Source organism: Nocardioides fonticola, assembly GCF_039536805.1.
Taxonomy (GTDB): domain Bacteria; phylum Actinomycetota; class Actinomycetes; order Propionibacteriales; family Nocardioidaceae; genus Nocardioides; species Nocardioides fonticola.
The window spans coordinates 116,766-138,192 of sequence record NZ_BAAAZH010000012.1; the positions used below are offsets into that span (position 1 = coordinate 116,766).

Below are 21,427 nucleotides of genomic sequence, written 5' to 3' on the forward strand. Positions count from 1 at the left end.
GGGGCGATCAGCCCGCGACCTGCGCCGAACTGCTCCAGTAGGCGCCGTCGGGGTAGGCGTAGGCGGCCACCGAGGCCGCGTGCATCTCGGCGCTGTAGCCCGCCGTCGTCGGCAGCCGGTAGGCGCCGTCCTCGACGATGCAGGGGTCGACGAAGTGCTCGTGGAGGTGGTCGACGAACTCGGTGACCCGGTTCTCCAGCGTGGCCGAGACCGCCAGGAAGTCGAAGATCGAGAGGTGCTGCACGAGCTCGCACAGACCCACGCCGCCGGCGTGCGGGCACACCGGGACGCCGAACTTCCGGGCCATCAGGTAGACCGGCACGATCTCGTTGATGCTGGCCAGACGGGCCGAGTCGAGCTGGCAGAAGTCGAGCGCCTCGGCCTGGAACATCTGCTTGAACAGCACGCGGTTCATGCCGTGCTCGCCGGTCGCGACGCCGATCGGCGCGACCGCCCGGCGGATCGTGGCGTGGCCCAGGATGTCGTCGGGGCTGGTGGGCTCCTCGATCCACAGCGGCTTGAACTCCGCGAGCCGGTCGACCCACTCGATGGCCTGGGGCACGTCCCACACCTGGTTGGCGTCGATCATCAGGTGCCGGTCCCAGCCGATGACCTCGCGGGCGATCGTGCAGCGTCGCACGTCGTCCTCGAGATCGGCGCCGACCTTGAGCTTGATGTGGTCGTAGCCCTCGGCCACCGCCTCCGCGCAGAGGCGGCGCAGCTTGTCGTCGGAGTAGCCGAGCCATCCCGCGGACGTCGTGTAGCAGGGGTAGCCGTGCTGCTCCAGCAGGGCGAGCCGTTCGTCGCGACCTGCGCGGGTCGACTCCAGCATCGCGATCGCCTCCTCGCGGGTGATCGCGTCGCTGAGGTAGGTGAAGTCGCAGGCGTCGACGAGGTCGGCCGCCGGCATCTCGACCAGCAGTCGCCACAGCGGCTTGTCTGCGACCCGGGCCGCGAGGTCCCAGACGGCGTTCATCACCGCGGCCATCGCCAGGTGCTCGACGCCCTTGTCGGGGCCGAGCCAGCGCAGCTGGGAGTCCGAGGCGAGGTCCCGGTAGGTGCCGCCGAGGTCGCCGACGACGGCGGCGACCTCGCGACCGATCAGCGGCTCGGCGCGGCGCTGGGCGGCGAGCACGCAGACGTCGTTGCCGCGCCCGATGGTGAAGGTGAAGCCGAAGCCGCTGACCGCGGGGTCGTCGGTGCGCAGGGCGACGTAGGCGGCCGAGTAGTCGCCGTCCTTGTTCATCGCGTCGGATCCGTCCATCGAGAGCGAGGTCGGGAACCGGACGTCGGTGACCTCGACGTGGGTGATGCGGGGCATGGCGGACTCCTGCTCGGTTCGGACGGGGCGCCGGTGGTGGACCGGCGTCTAGACGTGGGTGGAGGCGTGGGTGGAGGCGTGACTGGTCGGCGCGGCGACGCCGAGCTCGGCCCACAGCCGGTCGCCCTCGCCGTCGGATCGCACGCGATCGAGGGCGGCGACGGCGGCGTGCACGTGCGCGGGTCGTGAGGCGCCGACGACGACCGAGCGCACGGCCGGGTGGCTCAATGGGAAGGCGAGGGCCGCCTCGGGCAGGGTCAGGCCGTGCGCCTCGCAGCGGTCGGCGAGCGCGTGCGCACGCTCGAGCACCTCGCGGGGCGGCGCCGCGTAGTCGTAGTGGGTGTCGGCGACCGGTCGGGGCCGGGCCAGCAGGCCGGAGTTGTAGACCCCCGCGACCACGACGGCGACGTCGGCCGCGGCTGCGGCGTCGAGGAGGTCCCAGGCCTGCTCGAGCAGGGTGTGCCGCCCGGCGCACATGACGACGTCGACGTCGTGCTCGCGCACGAGCTCCAGCAGCGGCGCCGCTGCGTTCATGCCCGCGCCGATCGCGGTGACCACCCCCTCGTCGCGCAGTTCCTGGAGGGCGGGCAGGCCTGCGGCGAGAGCCTGCTCCCAGTGGTCGTCGGGGTCGTGCAGGTAGGCGATGTCGAGGTGGTCGACCCCGAGGCGCTCCAGGCTCTCCTCGACGCTGCGGCGCACGCCGTCGCGGGAGAAGTCCCAGCGGCGCAGGGTGGTGGCCGGGACGGCGAAGCCCTCGGCGTCCAGGCCGGGGTGCGGGTCGGGGTTCGGTTCGAGGAGGCGGCCGACCTTGCTGGAGAGCACGTACTGATCGCGGGGGATGCCGGCCAGCAGGCGCCCGAGGCGCCGCTCGGAGAGGCCGAGGCCGTAGTGCGGTGCTGTGTCGAGGTAGCGGATGCCGGCCTCCCAGGCCGCCTCGAAGACCGCCGTCGCCGTCGCGTCGTCGACCTCGCGGTAGAGGTTGCCGAGCTGGGAGCCGCCCAGTCCGAGCTCGGTGAGCTCGAGGGTGCGGCACGGGCGGGTCTGCATGGGATCTCCTGGCGGTCGGTGATCAAACGTTATATCAGCGGCGATGCGTGTGGCAACGGCTGACCGTGGGCTCGTGGGCGCGAGAGCGTCAGGCCGACGGCGGTGCCGTCGACTCCCGCACCGTGAGCTGCGGCGGCGGATCGGTGATGACGACGTCGCGCACCGTGCCGGAGTCCAGACGCGCCACGAGCGTGTCGACGGCCGCGCGCCCCATCGCGTAGAAGCGCATGGAGACCGCGGTCAGCGGCGGCCAGGTGTTCTCGGCGGTCCAGGAGTCGTGGACCGTGACCACGGAGAGGTCCTCGGGCACCCGCACCCCGTGCTCGCGCGCCGCGGCGAGCAGGCCGATCGCGGCGTTCACGTTGGCCACGACCACGCCGGTCGGACGCCGGGGCGCGGCCAGGATCTCCTCCAGTGCCGCCCGGCCGTTCTCGGGCCGGTAGCCCAGGCGCGTCTCGAGGAGGCCGCGCCGCGGGACGCCGGCGTCGGCGAGCGCCTCGCGGAAGCCCTGGCGGCGTCGCTCGGCCGTCAGCGAGGTCGGCAGACCGTTGACCAGGGCGAGGCGCCGGTGCCCCAGGTCGAGCAGGTGCTCGGTGGCCACCCGCGCGCCGGCGACGTCGTCGAGGAGCACCGAGCCCACCTGGCCCGGCGCGACGGAGTTGATGAGCACGACCGGCGGGTTGTTCTCCAGCAGCGCGCCCAGTCCGTCGGGCGCCACGCCGTCGACGACCTGCACGATGAGGCCGTCGACGCGCCCCTCGCCGAGCAGGCGCTGGTAGACCTCGGCGTCCGGCCGGGGATCGTCCGAGCGCCCCAGCAGGACGACGTAGCCGGCCTCGCGGGCGGCGTCCTCGACGCCGTCCATCAGATCGGTGAACAGGGCGTTGGTGAGGTCGGGGACGACGATGCCGAGCACCTGGGTGCGCGCCGACTTCAGGGCCCGGCCGGCGAAGTTCGGCCGGTAGTTGAGCTCGCGGGCCGCGGCCTTGATGCGCTCGCGGGTGGGTTCGGTCACGCGCAGGGACGGATCGCCGCTGAGCACCTTCGAGACCGCGCTGATGGACACGCCGGCCCGCGCCGCGACGTCCGCCAGGGTCACCATGCCGGGCAGCCTATGCGCTCGCCCGGGCTGAACCGCTTCGAGACGCTGGCGCCTTGACCTGATCAAACGTTTGAGCAACGATGCGGACCAGACCTCGATCCGTCAGGAGAGACCCATGCTCACCGCCGCCTACGCGGGCCACCAGACCATGACCGTGCTGACCGCCGAGCCCCGCCCGCCGGGCCCGGGGGAGGTGCAGATCCGGGTCGCCTACGTCGGCCTCTGCGGCACCGACCTGCACGTCCTGCACGGCGCGATGGACCACCGGGTCACCACGCCGGCCGTCATCGGCCACGAGATGTCGGGCACCGTCGCCGCCGTCGGCGCCGGGGTCGAGGGCTGGGCGCCCGGCGACCCGCTCACGGTCATGCCGCTGGTGTGGGACGGCACGTGCCCCGCCTGCCGCGCCGGGCACCGCCACATCTGCCAGCACCTCTCCTTCGTCGGCATCGACGAGCCCGGCGCGCTCCAGGAGTACTGGACCGTGCCGGCCGACCTGCTCGTGCCGCTCGCCCCCGGCATCGCCCTGCGCGAGGCGGCGCTCGTCGAACCCCTCGCGGTGGCCGTGCACGACGTCGGCCGCTCCGGCCTCGCCGCCGGGGAGACCGCGGTCGTGCTCGGCGGCGGCCCGATCGGCATGCTCATCGCCGCCGTCGCCCGCCACCAGGGCGCCCGCGTGCTGCTCTCCGAGCCCGACCCGGCGCGTCGCGCCGACGCCGAGGCGTGGGGCTTCGAGACCCTCGACCCCCGGGCCGACGGGCCCGACGGCGACCTCGCCGGCCGCGTCGACCGGCTCACCGACGGCGCCGGCGCCGACGTGGTCTTCGAGGTCTCCGGCGCGCCCGCCGCCGTCCTGAACGCCACCGCGATCGCCAAGGTGCGCGGCACCGTCGTGATCGTCGCCATCCATCCGCGACCGGTGCCGGTCGACCTCCAGCGCGTCTTCTGGCGCGAGCTGCGGATCCTCGGCGCCCGCGTCTACGAGCGGGAGGACTTCACCCGCGCCGTGCAGCTGCTGGCCGACGGCACGGTGCCGGCGTCCCGGCTCATCTCCCGGGTCGTGCCCCTCGACGCCGTCGCCGAGGGCTTCGCGAGCCTGGAGTCGGGTCAGGCGATGAAGGTGCTCGTGCAGGTCGGAGCCGAGGCGTGAGCGCCGCGCCGTTCGACCTGACCGGTCGCCTCGCCGTCGTCACCGGCGCGAGCCGCGGTATCGGCCTGGGCATCGCGGGCGCGCTGGCCGACGCCGGTGCCGACGTCATCGGCGTCGGCACCCGGCTGGCCGACGATCCCGACCCCGAGGTCGGACGCCGGGTGCGCGCCGCCGGGCGTCGCTTCGAGGCCCGCTCGTGCGATCTGGCCGACCGCGACGCCGTCCTCGCCCTCGGCGCGGAGCTCGCGGGGCGAGCGCCCGACATCCTGGTCAACAACGCCGGCACCATCCGACGACGTGCCGCCGTCGAGCACGACCTCGCCCAGTGGGACGAGGTGCTCGCGGTCAACCTCTCCGCGCCCTTCGCGCTCACCCAGCTGCTCGCCGCGCCGATGCTCGAGCGCGGGTCGGGCAAGGTCGTCTTCACGGCCTCGCTGCTCAGCTTCCAGGGCGGCATCACGGTGCCGGGCTACACCGCCTCGAAGTCCGGTGTCGCCGGGCTGACCAAGGCGCTGGCCAACGAGTGGGCGCCGCGCGGGGTCAATGTCAACGCCATCGCACCCGGCTACATCGCCACCGACAACACCCGCGCCCTCCAGGACGACCCCGACCGGGCCCGTTCCATCGTCGAGCGCATCCCCGCCAGCCGCTGGGGTGCCGCCGACGACCTCGGGGGCGCCGCGGTGTTCCTGTGCAGCGCGGCTGCCGACTACGTGCACGGCATCGTGCTCCCGGTCGACGGCGGGTGGCTGGGCCGGTGAGTCGCGGGGGGCTGCTGACCCTCGGCGAGACCCTCGGCCTCGTCGCCGTCGACCACCTGCGCCACGCCCGCACCGCCCACGTCGGGATCGGCGGCGCGGAGAGCAACGTGGCGATCGGGGTGCGCCGCCTGGGACTGCCGGCCGCCTGGATCGGGCGGGTCGGCGACGACCCGTGGGGGGAGCGGGTGGTGCGCGACCTGCGTGCCGAGGACGTCGCGTGCCGGGTGGTCGTCGATCCCGCCGCGCCGACCGGGCTGATGACCAAGCAGACCCCGCATGCGGCCGCCACGACCGTCACCTACCACCGCGCCGGCAGTGCGGGCTCCCGGCTCGCCCCCGACGACGTGCCCGACGACCTCGTCGCCGCCGCGGGGGTGGTCCACCTCACCGGCATCACCCCGGGGCTGTCCGCCACTGCCGCGGCGGCCGTCGACCGTGCGCTCGCGCTCGCGGCGGCCCACGGCGTCCCGGTCTCCTTCGACGTCAACCACCGCACGGGGGTGTGGGGCGAGCGTGACGCCGCCGCCACCTACCGGCGCCTCGCCGCGGCGTCCGCGGTCGTGTTCGCCGGCCCGGAGGAGGCGCGCCTGGTCACCGGCACGACCACGACCGATCCGGAGGCGCTGCTCGACGAGCTGGCGGCGGGTTCCGGCGGCGATGTCGTGCTCAAGCTCGGCGCCGAGGGCGCGCTCGCCCGCATCGACGGCGTCCGTCATCGCGTGCCCGCCCACACCGTCGCCGTCGTCGACACCGTCGGTGCCGGCGACGCGTTCGTGGCCGGCTACCTGGCCGAGCTGCTCGCCGGCAGCGCGCCCGCCGCCCGGCTCGAGGTGGCCGCCCGCTGCGGTGCTCTCGCGTGCCTGGCGCCCGGGGACTGGGAGGCCGCACCGACCCGCGCCGACCTCGCGGCCTTCGGGCCCACGCAGGACGCCGTGCGTCGCTGACCGCATACCGCTGCGCGGGCCTGCCGGCTCCCCGGCGCCCCGGACGGACCGGACGGACCGGTCAGACAGGTCAGACAGGTCAGACCGGACGGACGGCTCAGTGCCGCACCCAGCCGGCGTCGGCGTGCCACGACCAGCGCACCACGGCGTCGTCGGCGAGGGCGGCCTCGACGACGTCGTCCCGATGGGTCAGTCGCACCTGGCGTGCCCGGCGGGCGTGCACGGTGGCCTCGAGGTGCTCGGTGGAGGCGCCGAGGTCACGCCAGGTGAGATCGACGCTCAGGCCGCCGCGGGCGCGCAGACCGCGGAACGCGCCCGTGTGCCACTCGGGGAGCGGACTGGGCAGGAGCAGCAGGTCGGTGCGGGCGGCGAGGTGGTCGGCGTGGGAGTCCAGCAGCAGTTCGGCCACCCCGGCGGTGAAGCCGAGATTGCCGTCGATCTGGAAGGGCGGGTGGGCGCAGAAGAGGTTCGTGTAGACACCCGCGGGCGCCGTCATCGACGGCTCCTCGGAGGCGTCGGGGGCCATCGGGGCCAGGAAGTGCGCGAGCGCGACGCCGGCTCCGGCGGGGTCGCGCAGCCGGGCGCGCAGCGCGATCCGCCAGGCGAGCGCCCAGCCGGTCGAGCGGGGCCCGCGCGCGTCGAGCGACCGGTGCGCGGCCGCCGCCAACGCGGGATCGGACGCCGGGGCGATGCGCTGGAGGGGGTAGACCCCCAGCAGGTGCGAGGTGTGGCGGTGCTCGGGCTCGGCGTCGACGGGGTCGTCGGACCACTCGGCCAGCCGGCCGTCGGCCATCACCCGCTCGACGGGCAGCCGGGCGGACGCCGCGCGGGCGCGGGCGATCAGCTCGGGCGCCACGACGACGCGGTCGGCCAGCAGGGCCGCGATCTCGAGGAACCGGGCGAGCAGGTCGCCGGCCAGCTGGAGGTCGCTGGTCGTGGTGACCGAGAGGGCACGCGGGCCGTCGTCGTGCAGGTAGCGGTTCTCGGGGCTGGTCGACGGCACGGTGCCCAGCGAGCCGTCGGGCAGCTCGACCAGCCAGTCGAGCACGAACTCCACGGCCCCGCGCACCAGCGGGAAGTCGTGGGCGAGGCGATCGACGTCGCCGGTGAAGTCGAAGTGCTCCCACACGTGGCGGCACAGCCAGGCGGCGCCGAGCGGCCAGAACGACCAGCACGGGTCGGCGTCGCCCTCGCCGGCCGGCCAGGCGAACCCCCAGGCGTCGCTGTTGTGGTGGAGGGTCCAGCCGGACGCCCCGTAGAGGGTGCGGGCGACCTCGGCGCCGCGCGGCGCCACCTGGTGCATCCAGTCGAGCAGCGCGAGATGGGTCTCGGGCAGGGCGGCCACCTCGGCCGGCCAGTAGTTCATCTCGACGTTGATGTTGGTGGTGTAGTTGCTGCTCCAGGGCGGGCGCTGCTTCTCGTTCCACACGCCCTGGAGGGTCAGGGGGAGCGTGCCGGGCCGGGAGCCGGCGACCAGCAGGTAGCGCCCGTACTGGAAGGCGAGCGCGACGAGCTCCGGATCGGGAGCACCGGGTGCTCCGGCCGCGAGCAGCTGCTCGACCGGCCTCGGGACGGCGTCCGCGGCCGGCGGCGGCCCGAGGTGCAGCCCGACCCGGTCGAAGAGCCGGCGGTGGTCGGCCACGTGCTCGGCGCGGACGGCGTCCCAGCCGCCGCGGGCGGCGTCGTGCACCGCGCCCAGGTGGTGACCGGCGCGGGCACGCAGCCGCCCGACGTCGCCGTGCGGGCGGGTGAGCGGGCCGCGGTAGTCGGCCTCGGTGGTCAGGACGACGGCGATCTCGCGGGCCTCGGTGATGCGCGCGCCGGTGGGGGAGAGCGCGATCCGGCCGTCGGTGACGATGTCGGCGAGCACGACGCAGGTGACCGCGCCGGCGCTCTCGTCGTAGCGGATCGGCTCGGGCAGCTGCTCGTGCGGCGGGACGACGTGGGCCGGCATCGGGACGACCAGCTCGACCCGCACGCGACCGGTGGCCTCCTGCCACGAGCTGGGCGGCCCGGTCGGGTGCGGGGAGCTGAGCCGCAGGTCGGTCGGCGGGAGCACGCCGCTCGCGGCCCAGCGCCGGACGACGAGCACCTGGCGCGGGGCGCTCGCCCACGCCTCCTGCTGCCAGCGCACCCCGCCGCTGCACGCGGTGTGGCCGGCGATGGCCTGCTCGAGGTCGAGCCACCGCTCGTAGTCGTCGGCGCCGAGGCGGTCGAGCGGTTCGGTGTCGGCCGTGGCCCACCACAGGTCGACGAGCGGTTGGAAGGACTGGCTGTGCCCGTGCTGGAACCGCGTGGAGATCTTCTCGGCCCGGCTGACGTCGCCCTCCAGCAGCGCGGCCCGCACCTCGGCGAGCACCCGGGGGCCTTCGCCGTCGGCGAGGAGCGGGGTACCGCGGCCGGTGGCCGGGGAGCCCGACCAGGCCCGGTCGTCGTTGACCTGGATGCGCTCGAGGCCGACACCGCCGAAGACCATCGCGCCGATCCGGCCGTTGCCGAGCGGCAGGGCGTCGGTCCAGCGGCGGGCCGGGCGCAGGTACCGCATCCGCTGCGGGGCGTTCACGGCGCCATCACTCCTTGACGCCACCGCTGGTCAGCCCGCTCACCAGGAAGCGCATGCCCAGCAGCACGATGACGGTCGCCGGTATCGCGAGCACCACCAGGCTGGCGTTGTAGCGGGCGATGTCGGTGGGGGAGGCGCCGAGGCCGGTGTTGAGGGAGAGCACCGCCTGCGCTGCGGTCTGCATGCCGCGCTCCCGGATGAAGATCGAGGGCCACATGAAGTCCTGGATCGACCAGATGAAGCACAGCACGATCAGGTTGACCAGGGCCGGGCGGCACAGCGGCAGGAAGAGGTGGCGGAACACCGCGACGTGGCCGGCGCCGTCCACACGGGCGGCCTCCACGAGCGAGGCCGGCACGTTGCGGCCGAAGTTGCGCATGAGCAGCACACCGAAGGGCACCGTGATGACGGCCTCCGGCAGGGCGACCCCGAGGTAGGTGTCGAAGAGGCCGGCCTGGTTGCTGATGCGGTAGACCGGCACGATCATCGCCGCGGCCGGCACGGCGAGGAACAGCAGCGAGAGCGAGAAGGCCAGCTCGCGGCCGCGCCAGCGCAGCACCGAGAAGGCGTAGCCGGCGGGGACGGCGATCGCCAGCACGAGGGTGGCGTGCAGGAAGCCGACGATGAAGGAGTTGAGGTAGGTCTGCGGGATCGAGATGCCGCCGACCGGGTCGCTGATCAGCGAGGTGTAGTTGCGCAGGCCGTGCACCGCCAGCGACTTGCGGATCGCCGCGTACATCGGGAAGGCCCACAGCACGCCGAGGACGCCGAGCACCAGGTAGACGACGATGCGGTCGCGGCGGCTGGTGATCGCCGCCGCCATCGGCGGGCGTCCCTCGCCCCGACGACGCCGCGGCAGCCGCGGACGACGGCGGGTGGAACCGGGAGCGTCCGGCGCCGGGTCGGTCGGCAGGGCCGGGGCATCGGCGATGAGCGTCATGAGGACCTCTCCAGGTAGCGGTTGACGATCAGCTGCACCATCGAGATCGCGAAGGCCACGAGCAGGACGGCGACCGCGGCCGCCGCCACGAAGCCCGTGCGCGGACCGGGGTCGGTGGAGAAGCGGTAGAGGAAGCTGCCGACGATCTCGGTGCGGCCGACGGGCCCGCCGCCGGTCGAGAAGAGCACGACCTCCAGGGCACGGAAGGAGCCGAGCACGAGCGAGAGCACCACGGTGATGTGGGTGTTGCGCAGCATCGGGTAGACCACCGCGCGCATGATCGTGAAGGTGCCGGCCCCGTCGATGAGGGCCGCCTCGATCGTCTCGGTCGGCAGGGCGGTCAGGTCGGCGGTGTAGTACATGATCGGCAGGCCGATGAGGTAGCAGAAGATGACCGCGACGGCCGCGAAGGCGAGGTCGGGGTCGGTCAGCCACGGCTGGGCCGCATCGCCCAGCCCGACGGCGCGCAGCGTCTCGTTCAGCACGCCGAACCGCTCCTGCAGCATCGAGGCGAAGACGGTCGCCACCAGCGAGAGCGGCATGAGGGCCGGCACGAGGAAGAGCGTGTAGATCAGGCGCTTGGGGTGCAGTCCGGCGGTGACGACGAAAGCGACGAAGAAGCCCACCGTCATCGCGACGACGACGCTGATGGCGGCGAAGATCAGGTTGTGCTGGACGGCGTCCTTGAAGCCGCCCTGCTCCCACAGCAGCCGGTAGTTGTCGAAGCCGACATCGACGGCGTTGGTGAACGACAGGCTCACCTTCGTCAAGCTGGTGCGGAAGAGGAAGACGAAGCCGTAGCCGAAGAAGACGCCGTAGAGCAGCAGCAGCGGCGCGAGGAAGCCGAGGGCCCAGAGCCCCTCGCCGCGGCGTCGCGGTCGGGGCGGGCGGGACGCGCGGGCCGCCCGGTCGGGGCGGGCGGCGCGGTCCGGGCTGGTCGATGCCCGGTGGTTCATCGGGTGCTCCTTCGGCGGCGGGGTGGCCGGTGGGGGTGGCCGGTGCGAGTGGCCGGCCGGGGTGGCCGGTGGTGGCCGGCGGGGGATCCGCGGTCGGCCCGGGCCCGGAGGAAGCCCGGCCCGACCGCGGATCGTCAGGCGGATCGCATCAGGCGGGGATCAGCTGTAGAGCCCGCTCTCGAGATCCTTCTGACCCTTGTCGGCGGCGTCCTGGGCGTCCATGCGGCCCTGGGCGACCTCCTCGATGTACTTGCCGACCTCGGCCGACAGCGAGCTCAGGTTGTTGCGGTCCGAGCTCGGGTTGTTGATCAGCTCCTGGATGGTCGAGAAGCCCTCCTGGGCGAGCTGGTCGTCGCCGAGCACCGAGGAGTCGAGCGACCAGCCGGCGGCGGCCGGGATGAAGCCGAGGTTGTCGGCCCACAGGTCGACGCCGTCGCCCTGCGTGGCGTAGGAGATGAAGGCGGCGGCAGCGGCGGCGTTGTCGGCGTTCTGCGGGATGCCCCACGTGATGTCGAGGAACGAGCGCGCCGAGCGGTCGGCGGCGTCGTCCGCGGGCACGGGGATCACGCCGACCTCGGAGGCCTTGATGCCGTTGTCCTCACGGAAGGACTTCTTGAGGAGGCCGGCCTCCCACGAGCCGTTGCACACGATGGCGGCCTTGCCGGTGTTGAAGGCGTCCATGGCGTCGGTGTAGCCGAGGTCGAGGGCCGAGCGCTGGAGGGTGCCGTCGGCGTAGAGCTCGCCGTAGCGCTTCAGGGCGGCCACGTAGGAGTCGGTGTTCCAGGCCCCGCCGTCGTAGCGCACGGAGTCGAAGAAGCCGGGGTCGGTCTGGCCGACCATGGTCAGCACGAACTCGTCCTCGAACCAGGTGTCGCCGCCCGAGGGCTTGACGAGGGTGAGGACGCCGGGGTCCTTGGCCTCCAGTGCCGTGGTCAGGGCCTTGACATCGTCCCAGGTGGCCGGCGGCTCGACGCCGACCTTGTCGAGGATGTCGGCGTTGTAGAAACACACGGCCGAGCCGGTGGAGCCGAACGGCACGGAGTAGATCTCGTCGCCGCCGTAGAGCTTCTTCGACTGCTCGATGGTGAGGGGGGAATAGCCCTCGAGGCCGCCGGCGAGCTCGTCGGCGTACTCGCTGACCGGACGCATCTTGGCCTGGACCTCGGTGGCGAACTGGCCCGGCTGGACGCCGAGCACGTCGATGTCCTCACCGGAGTTCAAGGCGAGCTGGGCCTGGGCCTTGTAGTCGTCACGGCTGACGACCTTGGAGACGACCTTGACGCCGGTCTCCTTCTCGAAGCCGGCGGCGAGCGCGTCCATCGCGTCGGCGCCGGGAGCGCCGTCCCAGGTCCAGACGGTGATCTCACCGCTGATCGGACCGTCGACGGGGGCGGCGTCGCTGTCGGACGGACCGTCGGCGGAGTTGCCGCAGGCCGCGAGGGTCGCCAGCAGTGCGGTCACGGCGACGGCGCTGAGGCGGGAACGGGTGGTGCGCATGAGTTGTCCTCCTGCAAGGGAACCCGAGATGAGATTGGTTGGACCAATGCCCGCGACCCGGGGAGGGTATCGGATCATGGTTGTTACGGCCGTCACAAGGTAGGACGCCGGATTGGCCCTGTAAACCCTGTGATCAAACGTTTTTTCAGATCGAGACCAGATTTTCTCGGCGCGGACGACTGGTCCGACCAATCCGGCGGCCCTACGCTGCGGCGATGACCACGACGCCGGCCGCCGGGCAGTCCGCCTCCGCCTGGGCGCTCCACCAGCTGCTCGACCTCATCTCGCGCCGCGTGGTCGATGCCGGCGACCGGCTGCCGCCCGAGCGCGAGCTCGCGGCCTCCCTCGGCGTCTCGCGCAGCTCGGTGCGCGAGGCGATCAGCGCCCTGGTCACCCTCGGCGTCCTGGAGGCCCGCCACGGGGCGGGCGTCTTCGTCACCGCCCTCGAGCCCACCGGGCTGCTGGCGGGCCTGGCGCCCGTCATGGGACTCATCGCCGACCGCCACGACGCCGCGGTCACCCGGCTCCTCGCCCAGATCGAGGGCGCCGCCGCGGCCCGCGCCGCCGCCCGCGGGGACGCCGCCGGGCTGGCCGGACTCGAGCAGGCACTCTCCGAGCTGCGCATGGCCCTCGGCGAGCCGGTGCCCCGCGGATCGGGGCAGGAGTTCAACAAGATGATCGCCCGGCTCTCCGAGGACCGCTTCCATCGCGCGGTGGCGCGCCTGGCCGACGACCCGGTCGCCGAGGGCATGATCGCCGTCCTGCGCGGCGCCCGGGAGGAGCACGCGCTCGAGGCGGTCGAGGTCGAGGCCCACCAGCGGCTCGTCGAGGCGATCCGCCGGGGCGAGCCCGACGAGGCGCGCACCCTGGCCTCGGCCCTCGCCCTGGCCGAGCACCCGCCCGTCGGCGAGGCCGCGCCCGATCGCGCGCCGACGGCGTCCCGCCTGGCCCTGCGCGGTCCCGCGACGACCGGCGAGGCGGCGCAGGCGGAGCCCTTCGCCCATCCCGCCTGGTTCCGCGACGCCAAGCTGGGGCTGCTCGTCCACTGGGGCGTCTACACGATCCCGGGCTGGGCGCCGCTGCCCGACCCCGCCGTCGGCCACCGCGCCGACGAGGTGCCGGTGCACTACTTCGCTGAGTGGTACCAGGCCTCGGCCGCCGCCCCCGGCACGCCCACGGCACGCCACCACCAGCAGGTCTACGGCGGGCGGCCCTACGCCTCGTTCCGTCCGGCCTTCGAGTCGGCGGTCGCCACGTGGTCGCCCGACGGATGGGCCGACCTCTTCGCCGCGTCGGGCGCGCGGTACGTCGTCATGGTCGCCAAGCACCACGACGGCTACGCCCTGTGGCCCTCGCGGGTCCGGCACCCGCGGGAGGAGGGCTGGCGCAGTGCCCGCGACGTCGTCGGGGAGCTCGCGGACGCGGTGCGGGCGCGGGGCCTGCGGTACGGCGTCTTCTACTCCTCCGGAGCCGACTGGTCCTTCGGCGCGCTGCCCCCGGGTCGTCCCGCCGACGCCGCCACCACCCGGCCGACGGGCTCGGAGTACGCCCGCTACGTCGAGGCGCACTGGCGCGAGCTCATCACCACCTACCGACCCGACGGCGTCTGGAACGACACCGGGTACCCGGCCGAGGGCGATGCCCGCCGCATGCTCGAGCTCTACCGCGCCGAGGTGCCCGACGGCGTCGTCGCCGACCGGTTCCGCACCTCGGGCCCGGGCGGATCGGTGCGACCCGAGCGCGTGCCCGGCGAGCCGTGGGAGTCGGTGCGGCCCCTCGGCGTCTCCTTCGGCTGGAACCGCGCCGAGACCGCGGAGTGGGTGATGAGCGGGGCGGAGCTGGTGCAGCTGCTCCTCGAGGTCGTCGCCGGCGACGGCAACCTCCTGCTCGGTGTCGCCCCCGACGACCGCGGCCGGCTGCCGGCCGCGCAGGAGGCGGCGCTGCGCTACCTCGGCACCTGGTTGGCCGAGCACGGCGACGCCGTCTTCGGCTCCCGGCCGTGGGGGCCCGGGGAGGTCTCCACCCGCCAGGGCGAGCGGGTCTGGTCGGTGGTGCGCGAGGGGGTGGTCCACCTCTTCGTGGAGGGTGCGAGCCCGGAGGTCGAGGTTCCCGGGCGGTGGTTGGCGGGGTGCTCCGCGCAGCTGCTCGACGGGACGCCGATCGCGGTCGCCGGCTCCGGCGACGGGGTCGTCCTCAGCGGCCTGCCGGCCGGCTCGGAGGAGTCGCCGGTGCGCCACCTGATCGTCCGAACCCCTGAATCAAACGATTGATCTCTTGACATCGGTCGGTTCCGAGCGCGAGGGTGGTCGCCGTCACACCTCTCCTCGGTACCGGGTGGTCGCGCCTCGCCTCGGGGGCCCATGCGCGTCGACCGGCCGGTCCCTCACGATCGGATCCCCCATGCCGTCTCGTTCGTTCCTGCGCGCCCGCACGACCTCCCGCCGCCCGCGACGCGGTCTCCCCACCGCTGTCGCCGGCCTGCTCGCGGTCGCCCTCCTGCCGCTCGTCGCCCTGACCATCCCCGCACCGGTCGCCGCCGCACCGGTCGCCGCCGCACCGGTCGCCGGCCGGGCGGCCACGCCCACGCCGAACGCGCCGATGCGCATGCAGGTCGGCAGCGACCACCCGCTGCTGCTGACGCAGATGAACATCGGCAACGACATGGCCCAGACGCCGGGATTCATCAAGGACTGGAACGACGGTTGGTCGATGGGGCAGATCTGGGCCTCGGTGCCCGACGACGTCAAGGGCAACATCGGCTTCGTGCTGCACCAGGGGCACAACTCGATCTCGGACAACAACCCGGCGATGTCGGAGCAGTGGCTGCGCGACAACGTCGCCGAGGCCGACTCGCTCGGCATCCCCGTCTTCATCCTGTGGGACGAGGGCCGCACGCTGCGCACCAACGCGAGTCGCTGGACCTTCCTGGAGTCGCTCTACCAGGACTACCCGCACTTCATGGGCACCGTCGTCTCCGAGCAGACCGACACCCTGGCCGACGTCCCCGAGGCGCTGCGGATCGCCAACCTCTACGGCGGATTCCACGTGCTCGGATCGCTCGAGGAGGACAACCTCCTCGGTGCCCGACTGGAGGACCAGACGTACTGGAACTCGGTGGCGCAGTACTCCGAGAACTTCATCTTCAACCCGAAGAACTTCCACAAGAACTTCGAGACGGTCAACGGCTGGACCCAGGGCGCGTGGCTCGCCGGCGCCTTCGACAACTGGGGCCCGTACTTCGACGGCTACCCCTACTACGGCTGCGGGTACTTCGGACTCAACCCGAGCAGCTACACCGGGTGCGGCGACCGGTGGTCGCGCAGCATGGCCGAGACCGTGGCCTCCTCCATGCTCCTCGACCAGTGGCAGAACGGCGCGACGGTCTTCCACCTGGAGAACCAGCTGGACATCCCGACTCGCGGCAGCCTCTACAGCCCGTACTTCTACCAGTCGATCCTGCCGGCGTTCCGCTGGATCCTCACCCACCACACCCCGACCAAGCAGGACATCATCGAGCGCACCGGGGTCGCCTTCGACGAGAAGAGCGGCACCATCTCCGGGCTCGCCGACACCGCCGACTCCACCCGCACCACCTTCTACAGCCACTACGAGGGCACCCCGGAGTTCACCACCGTCCAGAAGTCGATGTGGTACTACCTGCGCAGCTCGGGCCGCTACGGCTTCATCCCGCGCATCCCCAAGCTCGCGCCGCAGTCGCTGCGCGACGCGCTGACGGCCTCGGGCGCGACCCTGCTCACCAAGGCGACCTACGATCCGACGCTCCAGTTCGGGGCGGCCCGCCAGGCGTTGTTCGACGGCGCGTACCCGCGCATCTCGACCGGCGACGCCTTCGTCCAGAAGGCAGGCCAGGACTGGCTGATCTACAACAACCAGGTCCGCGACAACTTCGAGCAGGACGCCACGCTGCTGCTCACCGGCGACTCCTTCACCGGCCTGTCGATGCCGCGCATCACGCCCCACACCTGGGCGACCCTGCACGAGGACGACGACGCCGTCTCCATGCGCATCGACACCTACGCCACCGACCGCGAGGCCGACCTGCTCAAGCCCCGCGGCCCGCGCGACATGGAGTTCAACCGCGACTTCGTGAAGTACGCCTACGTGCCGAACCCGCAGGACACCGCGCTGCGCACCACCACGCTGCGGTTCACCGTCGCCACCCGGCCGACGCTGACGATCTCGGGCTACGACGGTTCGACTGCCGCCTCGCGCTACAGCTACACCGAGACCTACGACCCCGACCAGGACCTCTACACGCTGCGGCTGCGTTCCAACGGCGTCGTCGACCTCCGGCTCTCGACCGCCGATCACGAGCTGGGCTGGAGCAGCATCGCCGCCGACTCCCCGCAGGTGCGGACCGCGGGCGGTGCCACCGAGGTCGTCTTTGACGGCACCTCCATCGCGGTCGTCGGCGGCAGCGGCTCGGTGGCCGCCAGCATCGACGGCATCGCACTCGACCCGTCGGTGACCCTCGGCTCGGGCACCTCGTTCCGCGCCACCGGGCTCACCAACTCCGTCCACACGCTGCGCCTCGAGGGCGGCGGCGCGGCCACGGCGTCCTACCGCTACGTGCCCTCGGTGGAGCACGAGGCGCGCACGCTGGAGTCCGACGACTTCAACTACGGCTCGCGGGCCGACGACGACGACGTCGTCTACGGCTCGGAGGGGTGGCGCGTCCTCGACGGCCGCCTGCGCATCGTGCCCTTCGTCTTCCCCTTCTACGGCGACACCACCGTCTACAACACCAACCGCCGCCTCGCCGACGTCTCGCTGAGCGCCACCCTGCGCCTGGACCGCGGCACCTCGGGCTCCCTCGTGGTGCGCGGCGACGAGGACGCGAAGACCGGGTACGTGTTCCGGCTCGACCCCTCGCGCTCGGGCGAGGGCCGCAACGGCACCACCACGGTGTCGTGCAGCCTGCTCCAGAACTACCCGGCCGGCGGCTCGCTCAACAGCACCTGGACGCCGCTGGCCAGCTGCCCGACCTCCCTCACCCTCTCCTCGAACACCGACTACCGCGTGACGCTGACGGCGCAGGGCGGCACCATCACCGCGGCCATCGACGGCACCACCGTGCTCACCTACACGGGGGCGACCAACCAGGCCGCCGGTTACACCGCGATCCGCGCCCCGCAGGCCCAGTCGGACAAGGGCGGCGGCTGCACGGCCGGCGGCAACCAGGTCACCGTCGGCGCCACCTGCCTGGGACAGTTCGTCGAGGTCGACGACATCGTCGTGACCGACCTCAGCGGCACCCGACCGGAGTACCGCTCCTCCTTCGACACCTGGGACGACGCCGCCGGCTGGATGACCGAGACCCCGCTGGTCTTCGACGCCAACACCACGGGCGACCCGCGCAGCTCCTACTCCTTCGCCTACGACTGGACCACCACCGGCGCGGCCGACTGGGACGTCGTCCGCACGAGCGCCTTCACCTCCGGTCTCTCCGGGTACTACGAGGGCGTCGCCGAGACCGGGTCCGACCTGGTGGCCGTCGGCGGCCAGGACGCCGCCTGGGCGACGTCGGGCTCCTACGACCACTGGGCCTGGCTGCGGGTGCGCGACGGCGACGCCGCCGGGCTCGTCGTCCGCTCCAGCGCGAACGGCATGTACCAGGCCCGGCTCGACGTCGTCGACCAGACCGTCGCGCTCGGCCGGGTCCAGGACGGCGTGTGGACCGAGATCGCCAGCGCTCCCTCGCCCGTGCCCGTGGCCCGGGACCGGTGGACGCTGCTCAAGGTCTCGCTCCGAGGTCCGCTGATCACCGTCGACGTCGACGGCCTCCCGGCGCTCTCCGCCGCCGACCGGGGCCTCGCCACCGGTGCGGCCGGCGTCTGGGTGCCGGCGGGCGGGCGAGCCGACGTCGACGACGCGCGGGTCGTCACCCGGCCGACGGTGCCGCTCACCACCGCGCCGCCGACCATCACGGTCGTGCCGACCGACGGCATCGCCGCGCGGCACATCACCGGCATCGACGAGGTGTCGGTCAAGACCGCCCGCACCAAGCAGCCCGACCTCCCCGCGACGGTCACGGCCCGCTACTCCGACGGCACGACGGACCGGGTCGCGGTGACCTGGCCCGCCATCACGGCGTCCCAGCTCGCGGTCGCCACGAACCCGTCGGCGACCGGTCCCTCCCAGGGCATCTTCACCATCGACGGCACCGTCGCCGGCACGACGCTGACCGCGCCCGCCGTCATCACGGTGATGCCCAACCTGGTGAACCCCCCGACCATCACCGGCACCTACGACCCCGCCGCGCCCTCCGTGCCCACCCAGACCCCGGGCTCGGGCACCTTCAGCGACGGCACCTCCACCTGGACCCGCACCCTCTTCGTGCGGTGGGACGCCCCGCCGCGCACGGCACCGGGCTCGCCGAAGACCCAGGTGATCACCGGCAGCATCGGCGGCTACCCGTGGGAGAAGGTCAGCGCGACGCTGAGCGTCGTCGTCGACACGACCGTGCCCGGCGCCCCCACCGGCGTGACGGCGACCCCGCGCAGCGGACGCGCCGTCGTCTCCTGGACGGCGCCCGCCGACGACGGCGGCACCACGATCACCGGCTACACGGCGACCGCCTCGCCGGGCGGTGCGACGTGCTCGACCACCGGAGCGACCACCTGCACCGTCACCGGCCTGACCGACGGCACCGCCTACACCTTCACCGTCGTCGCGACGAACGCCAAGGGCTCCTCCGCGGCCTCGGCGGCGTCCGCGCCGGTCACGCCGCGTGCCTCGGTGCCCGAGGCGCCCACCGGCGTCGAGGCCGTCGCCGCCGCCGCGTCGGCCACCGTCTCCTGGACGGCGCCGTCCGACGCGGCCGTCACCGGCTACCGCGTCAGTGCGGCGCCGGGCGGGGCGACCTGCTCGACGACCACCGCGACCACCTGCACGGTCTCCGGGCTGACCGACGGCACGACCTACCGCTTCACCGTGGTGGCCTCCAACGCGGAGGGCGACTCCGACCCGAGCGCCCCCTCGGCCTCCGTCGTCCCCGGCGCCGGTGCTGTGCCCGGTGCCCCGACCGGGGTGAGCCTGGCGGTCGGCAACGGCCAGGTCGAGGCCCGCTGGACCGCGCCCGCATCCGACGGCGGCAGTCCGCTGACGGGCTACGTCGCGACGGCGAGCCCCGGCGGCAGCACCTGCACGGTCGCAGCGACCGCCACCTCCTGCGTGCTGCGCGGCCTGACCAACGGCACCGCGACCACGGTGACCGTGCGGGCCCGCAACGCCCGCGGCCTCTCCACGGCGTCCGCCGCCAGCGCGTCGGCCACGCCCACGGCCGCGAACGTCGCTGTCGGCAAGCCTGCGACGTCCTACTACACCTTCGGCGGATCGACGGCCACGAACAACGCCAACCGCGTCGTGGCGAAGATGGTCGACGGTGACGCCACCAGCAACGACGTCGGCTACTTCACCGGCGGCAACTCCGAGGGTGCCCTGCTGAACTACGCGGGCTCCGGCGGCGACCTGTGCAGCTGGGCCTACGTCGACCTCGGTGCCGACCACTGGATCGGCAGCTACCGCATCATGTTCGGCCAGAACTCCACCAACAGCGGCAACCGCATGTGGGACTCGCCGTACCAGATCCAGGTGCTGACCGCCGCCCAGGCGGCGGCCGCCACCGTCGCTCAGCGCAACTCCAGCCCCTGCCCGGCGCGCACTTTCGCCAAGGGCACCGGCAACTACAACACCGCCGCGTACGTGGTGGCCGCCGATGCGGACATCTGGACGACGGTGGACTCCGGCACCGGCACGCTCACCCTCGACAACCACACGCTCAGCACTCCGGTGCGGGCCCGGTACGTCCGGGTGTTCCTGCGGGAGAACACCACCGGCATGGTCTACGGCACCGCGGTCAACGAGCTCGAGCTCCTGCCCGCGGCCACCCCGGGAGCGCCCGAGCCCCCGACCGCCGTCAGCGTGACGTCGGCGGACGGGACCGCCGCGGTCTCCTGGACCGCACCCGCCGGCACTGGAGGCTCCGCCCTCACCGGCTACACGGCGACCGCCACCCCCGGCGGGGCGTCCTGCACGGCGTCCGCGAGCGAGCGCTCCTGCACGATCAGCGGCCTCGACCAGAGCACCGACTACACGGTGCGGGTGACGGCCGCCTCGGCCGCCGGCACCTCGGTGCCCTCCGACCCCTCGCCGGTGTTCCGCGCGAAGGTCGCGGTGCCGCCCGCCGCGGTGGCGGGCACGGTCGCGGCCGCCGGTCAGCCGGTCGCCGGGGTCTGCGTCTACCTCTACACCGCCCGCACGGCGCCCGCCGCCTCCTACGCCTCGTGCACCCGCGCCGACGGCGGCTTCGTCATCGCCGACGTCGCCGCGGGCACCTACGAGGTGGCGGTGGCCGACCCGACCGGCGTCTACGCCACGCGCTGGCGTGACACCCCGCTGGTCGTCTCCGGCAGCGCCGTCACCGATCTCGCCCTGACGGTCGAGGAGGAGGCCACCGGCGCGGTCGCGGGCACCGTCACCGACGCGCCGTCGGGCGACCCGCTGGCCAACGTGTGCGTGTTCGCCTACCCGCACGGCGTCTCCACGGCTGCCGCCTACGCGACCTGCACCTCCACCACCGGGAGCTACGGGCTGTACGGCATCGCCGCCGCGGGGTACGACCTCGCCTTCTTCGACCCCACCGGCGTGCACCGCACCCGGTGGTGGACCGGGACGGCGGGCGGGTCGCCGAGCCAGCAGGGCGCCGGTGTCGTCACCGTGCCCAAGCGGGGTGGTCAGGTCACCGCCGATCTCGCGATGCCGCGCGACACGCTCGGTGCGGTCGGCGGCCGCGTCACCGCGGTGAGCGACGGGTCGGCGATCGAGGGGGCCTGCGTCTACCTCTACACCTCCGCGGCCGGGCCCGCTGTGCTCGCCACCTGCACCCAGCCCGACGGCACCTGGTACCTCGGCGACGTGCCCGCGGGCACCTACCGGGTGGGCTTCGCCGACCCGGGCCGCGGGCGGGCCACCCAGTGGTGGACCGGCTCGGACGGCGGTGCCCCGACCTACGCCGGCGGTGCCGACCTGACGGTCACGGCGCGCCAGACCCGCTCCGGGGTGGACGCCGTCCTGCGGGACGCCTCGTGACCCGCCGCTGGCCGATGCGCGGTCGGTTCCGGGAC

Annotated in this window: 12 protein-coding genes; 5 read left to right on the forward strand and 7 right to left on the reverse strand. The window is 73.5% G+C overall.

Translation table 11 applies throughout. From position 1 onward, the window contains the following. Positions 1–7: 7 nt before the first annotated feature. From ABD671_RS07965 to ABD671_RS07975, 3 genes are all read right to left on the reverse strand, one after another. A complete protein-coding gene (locus ABD671_RS07965) occupies positions 8–1,321 on the reverse strand; it encodes an enolase C-terminal domain-like protein (protein ID WP_344732764.1) in 1,314 nt (437 codons plus the stop codon). 48 nt (positions 1,322–1,369) lie between these two features. Then, positions 1,370–2,368 (reverse strand): aldo/keto reductase, encoded by a 999-nt coding sequence (locus ABD671_RS07970; protein ID WP_344732765.1) that lies wholly within the window; start codon positions 2,366–2,368, stop codon positions 1,370–1,372. Positions 2,369–2,456: 88 nt separating this feature from the next. After that, the gene (locus ABD671_RS07975) at positions 2,457–3,470 is read right to left on the reverse strand and encodes a LacI family DNA-binding transcriptional regulator (protein ID WP_344732766.1); all 1,014 of its coding nucleotides are present in this window, start codon (positions 3,468–3,470) and stop codon (positions 2,457–2,459) included. A 115-nt stretch (positions 3,471–3,585) separates the two neighbouring features. Here ABD671_RS07975 and ABD671_RS07980 point away from each other — a divergent pair, with 115 nt between their 5' ends. The 3 genes from ABD671_RS07980 to ABD671_RS07990 are packed head-to-tail and all read left to right on the forward strand — an operon-like array spanning position 3,586 to position 6,325. Beyond that, complete coding sequence (locus ABD671_RS07980; RefSeq protein ID WP_344732767.1) at positions 3,586–4,620, forward strand: zinc-dependent alcohol dehydrogenase; 1,035 nt, start codon at positions 3,586–3,588, stop codon at positions 4,618–4,620. Next, entirely contained in the window at positions 4,617–5,381 is a 765-nt protein-coding gene (locus tag ABD671_RS07985; RefSeq protein ID WP_344732768.1) for an SDR family oxidoreductase, read from the forward strand. Before ABD671_RS07980 ends, ABD671_RS07985 begins: the two co-directional genes overlap by 4 nt. After that, entirely contained in the window at positions 5,378–6,325 is a 948-nt protein-coding gene (locus tag ABD671_RS07990; protein WP_344732769.1) for a sugar kinase, read from the forward strand. Before ABD671_RS07985 ends, ABD671_RS07990 begins: the two co-directional genes overlap by 4 nt. 97 nt (positions 6,326–6,422) lie before the next feature. On the opposite strand, the gene ABD671_RS07995 is transcribed toward ABD671_RS07990, so the two are convergent. From ABD671_RS07995 to ABD671_RS08010, 4 genes are all read right to left on the reverse strand, one after another. Further along, the gene (locus tag ABD671_RS07995; protein WP_344732770.1) at positions 6,423–8,888 is read right to left on the reverse strand and encodes a glycosyl hydrolase family 95 catalytic domain-containing protein; all 2,466 of its coding nucleotides are present in this window, start codon (positions 8,886–8,888) and stop codon (positions 6,423–6,425) included. 7 nt (positions 8,889–8,895) lie between these two features. Beyond that, positions 8,896–9,828 (reverse strand): carbohydrate ABC transporter permease, encoded by a 933-nt coding sequence (locus tag ABD671_RS08000; protein WP_344732771.1) that lies wholly within the window; start codon positions 9,826–9,828, stop codon positions 8,896–8,898. Beyond that, positions 9,825–10,784, reverse strand: a complete 960-nt coding sequence (locus tag ABD671_RS08005) for a carbohydrate ABC transporter permease (RefSeq protein ID WP_344732772.1) — start codon at positions 10,782–10,784, stop codon at positions 9,825–9,827. The genes ABD671_RS08000 and ABD671_RS08005 overlap by 4 nt, the downstream gene beginning before the upstream one ends. A 159-nt stretch (positions 10,785–10,943) precedes the next feature. Then, complete coding sequence (locus ABD671_RS08010; protein ID WP_344732773.1) at positions 10,944–12,281, reverse strand: ABC transporter substrate-binding protein; 1,338 nt, start codon at positions 12,279–12,281, stop codon at positions 10,944–10,946. 215 nt (positions 12,282–12,496) lie between these two features. Here ABD671_RS08010 and ABD671_RS08015 point away from each other — a divergent pair, with 215 nt between their 5' ends. Next, complete coding sequence (locus ABD671_RS08015) at positions 12,497–14,551, forward strand: alpha-L-fucosidase (protein WP_344732774.1); 2,055 nt, start codon at positions 12,497–12,499, stop codon at positions 14,549–14,551. A 130-nt stretch (positions 14,552–14,681) separates the two neighbouring features. Continuing rightward, positions 14,682–21,392 carry a fibronectin type III domain-containing protein gene (locus ABD671_RS08020; RefSeq protein ID WP_344732775.1) on the forward strand — a complete coding sequence of 2,237 codons (6,711 nt, stop codon included), beginning with the start codon at positions 14,682–14,684 and terminating at the stop codon, positions 21,390–21,392. Positions 21,393–21,427: the final 35 nt, after the last annotated feature.

Bases quoted from the DNA above. Each gene is read 5' to 3' on its own strand.
- ABD671_RS08005 (WP_344732772.1), bottom strand. From the start codon at position 10,784: ATGAACCACCGGGCATCGACCAGCCCGGACCGCGCCGCCCGCCCCGAC.
- ABD671_RS08020 (WP_344732775.1), top strand. From the start codon at position 14,682: ATGCCGTCTCGTTCGTTCCTGCGCGCCCGCACGACCTCCCGCCGCCCG.
- ABD671_RS07975 (WP_344732766.1), bottom strand. From the start codon at position 3,470: ATGGTGACCCTGGCGGACGTCGCGGCGCGGGCCGGCGTGTCCATCAGC.
- ABD671_RS07980 (WP_344732767.1), top strand. From the start codon at position 3,586: ATGCTCACCGCCGCCTACGCGGGCCACCAGACCATGACCGTGCTGACC.
- ABD671_RS08000 (WP_344732771.1), bottom strand. From the start codon at position 9,828: ATGACGCTCATCGCCGATGCCCCGGCCCTGCCGACCGACCCGGCGCCG.
- ABD671_RS07970 (WP_344732765.1), bottom strand. From the start codon at position 2,368: ATGCAGACCCGCCCGTGCCGCACCCTCGAGCTCACCGAGCTCGGACTG.
- ABD671_RS08015 (WP_344732774.1), top strand. From the start codon at position 12,497: ATGACCACGACGCCGGCCGCCGGGCAGTCCGCCTCCGCCTGGGCGCTC.
- ABD671_RS08010 (WP_344732773.1), bottom strand. From the start codon at position 12,281: ATGCGCACCACCCGTTCCCGCCTCAGCGCCGTCGCCGTGACCGCACTG.
- ABD671_RS07965 (WP_344732764.1), bottom strand. From the start codon at position 1,321: ATGCCCCGCATCACCCACGTCGAGGTCACCGACGTCCGGTTCCCGACC.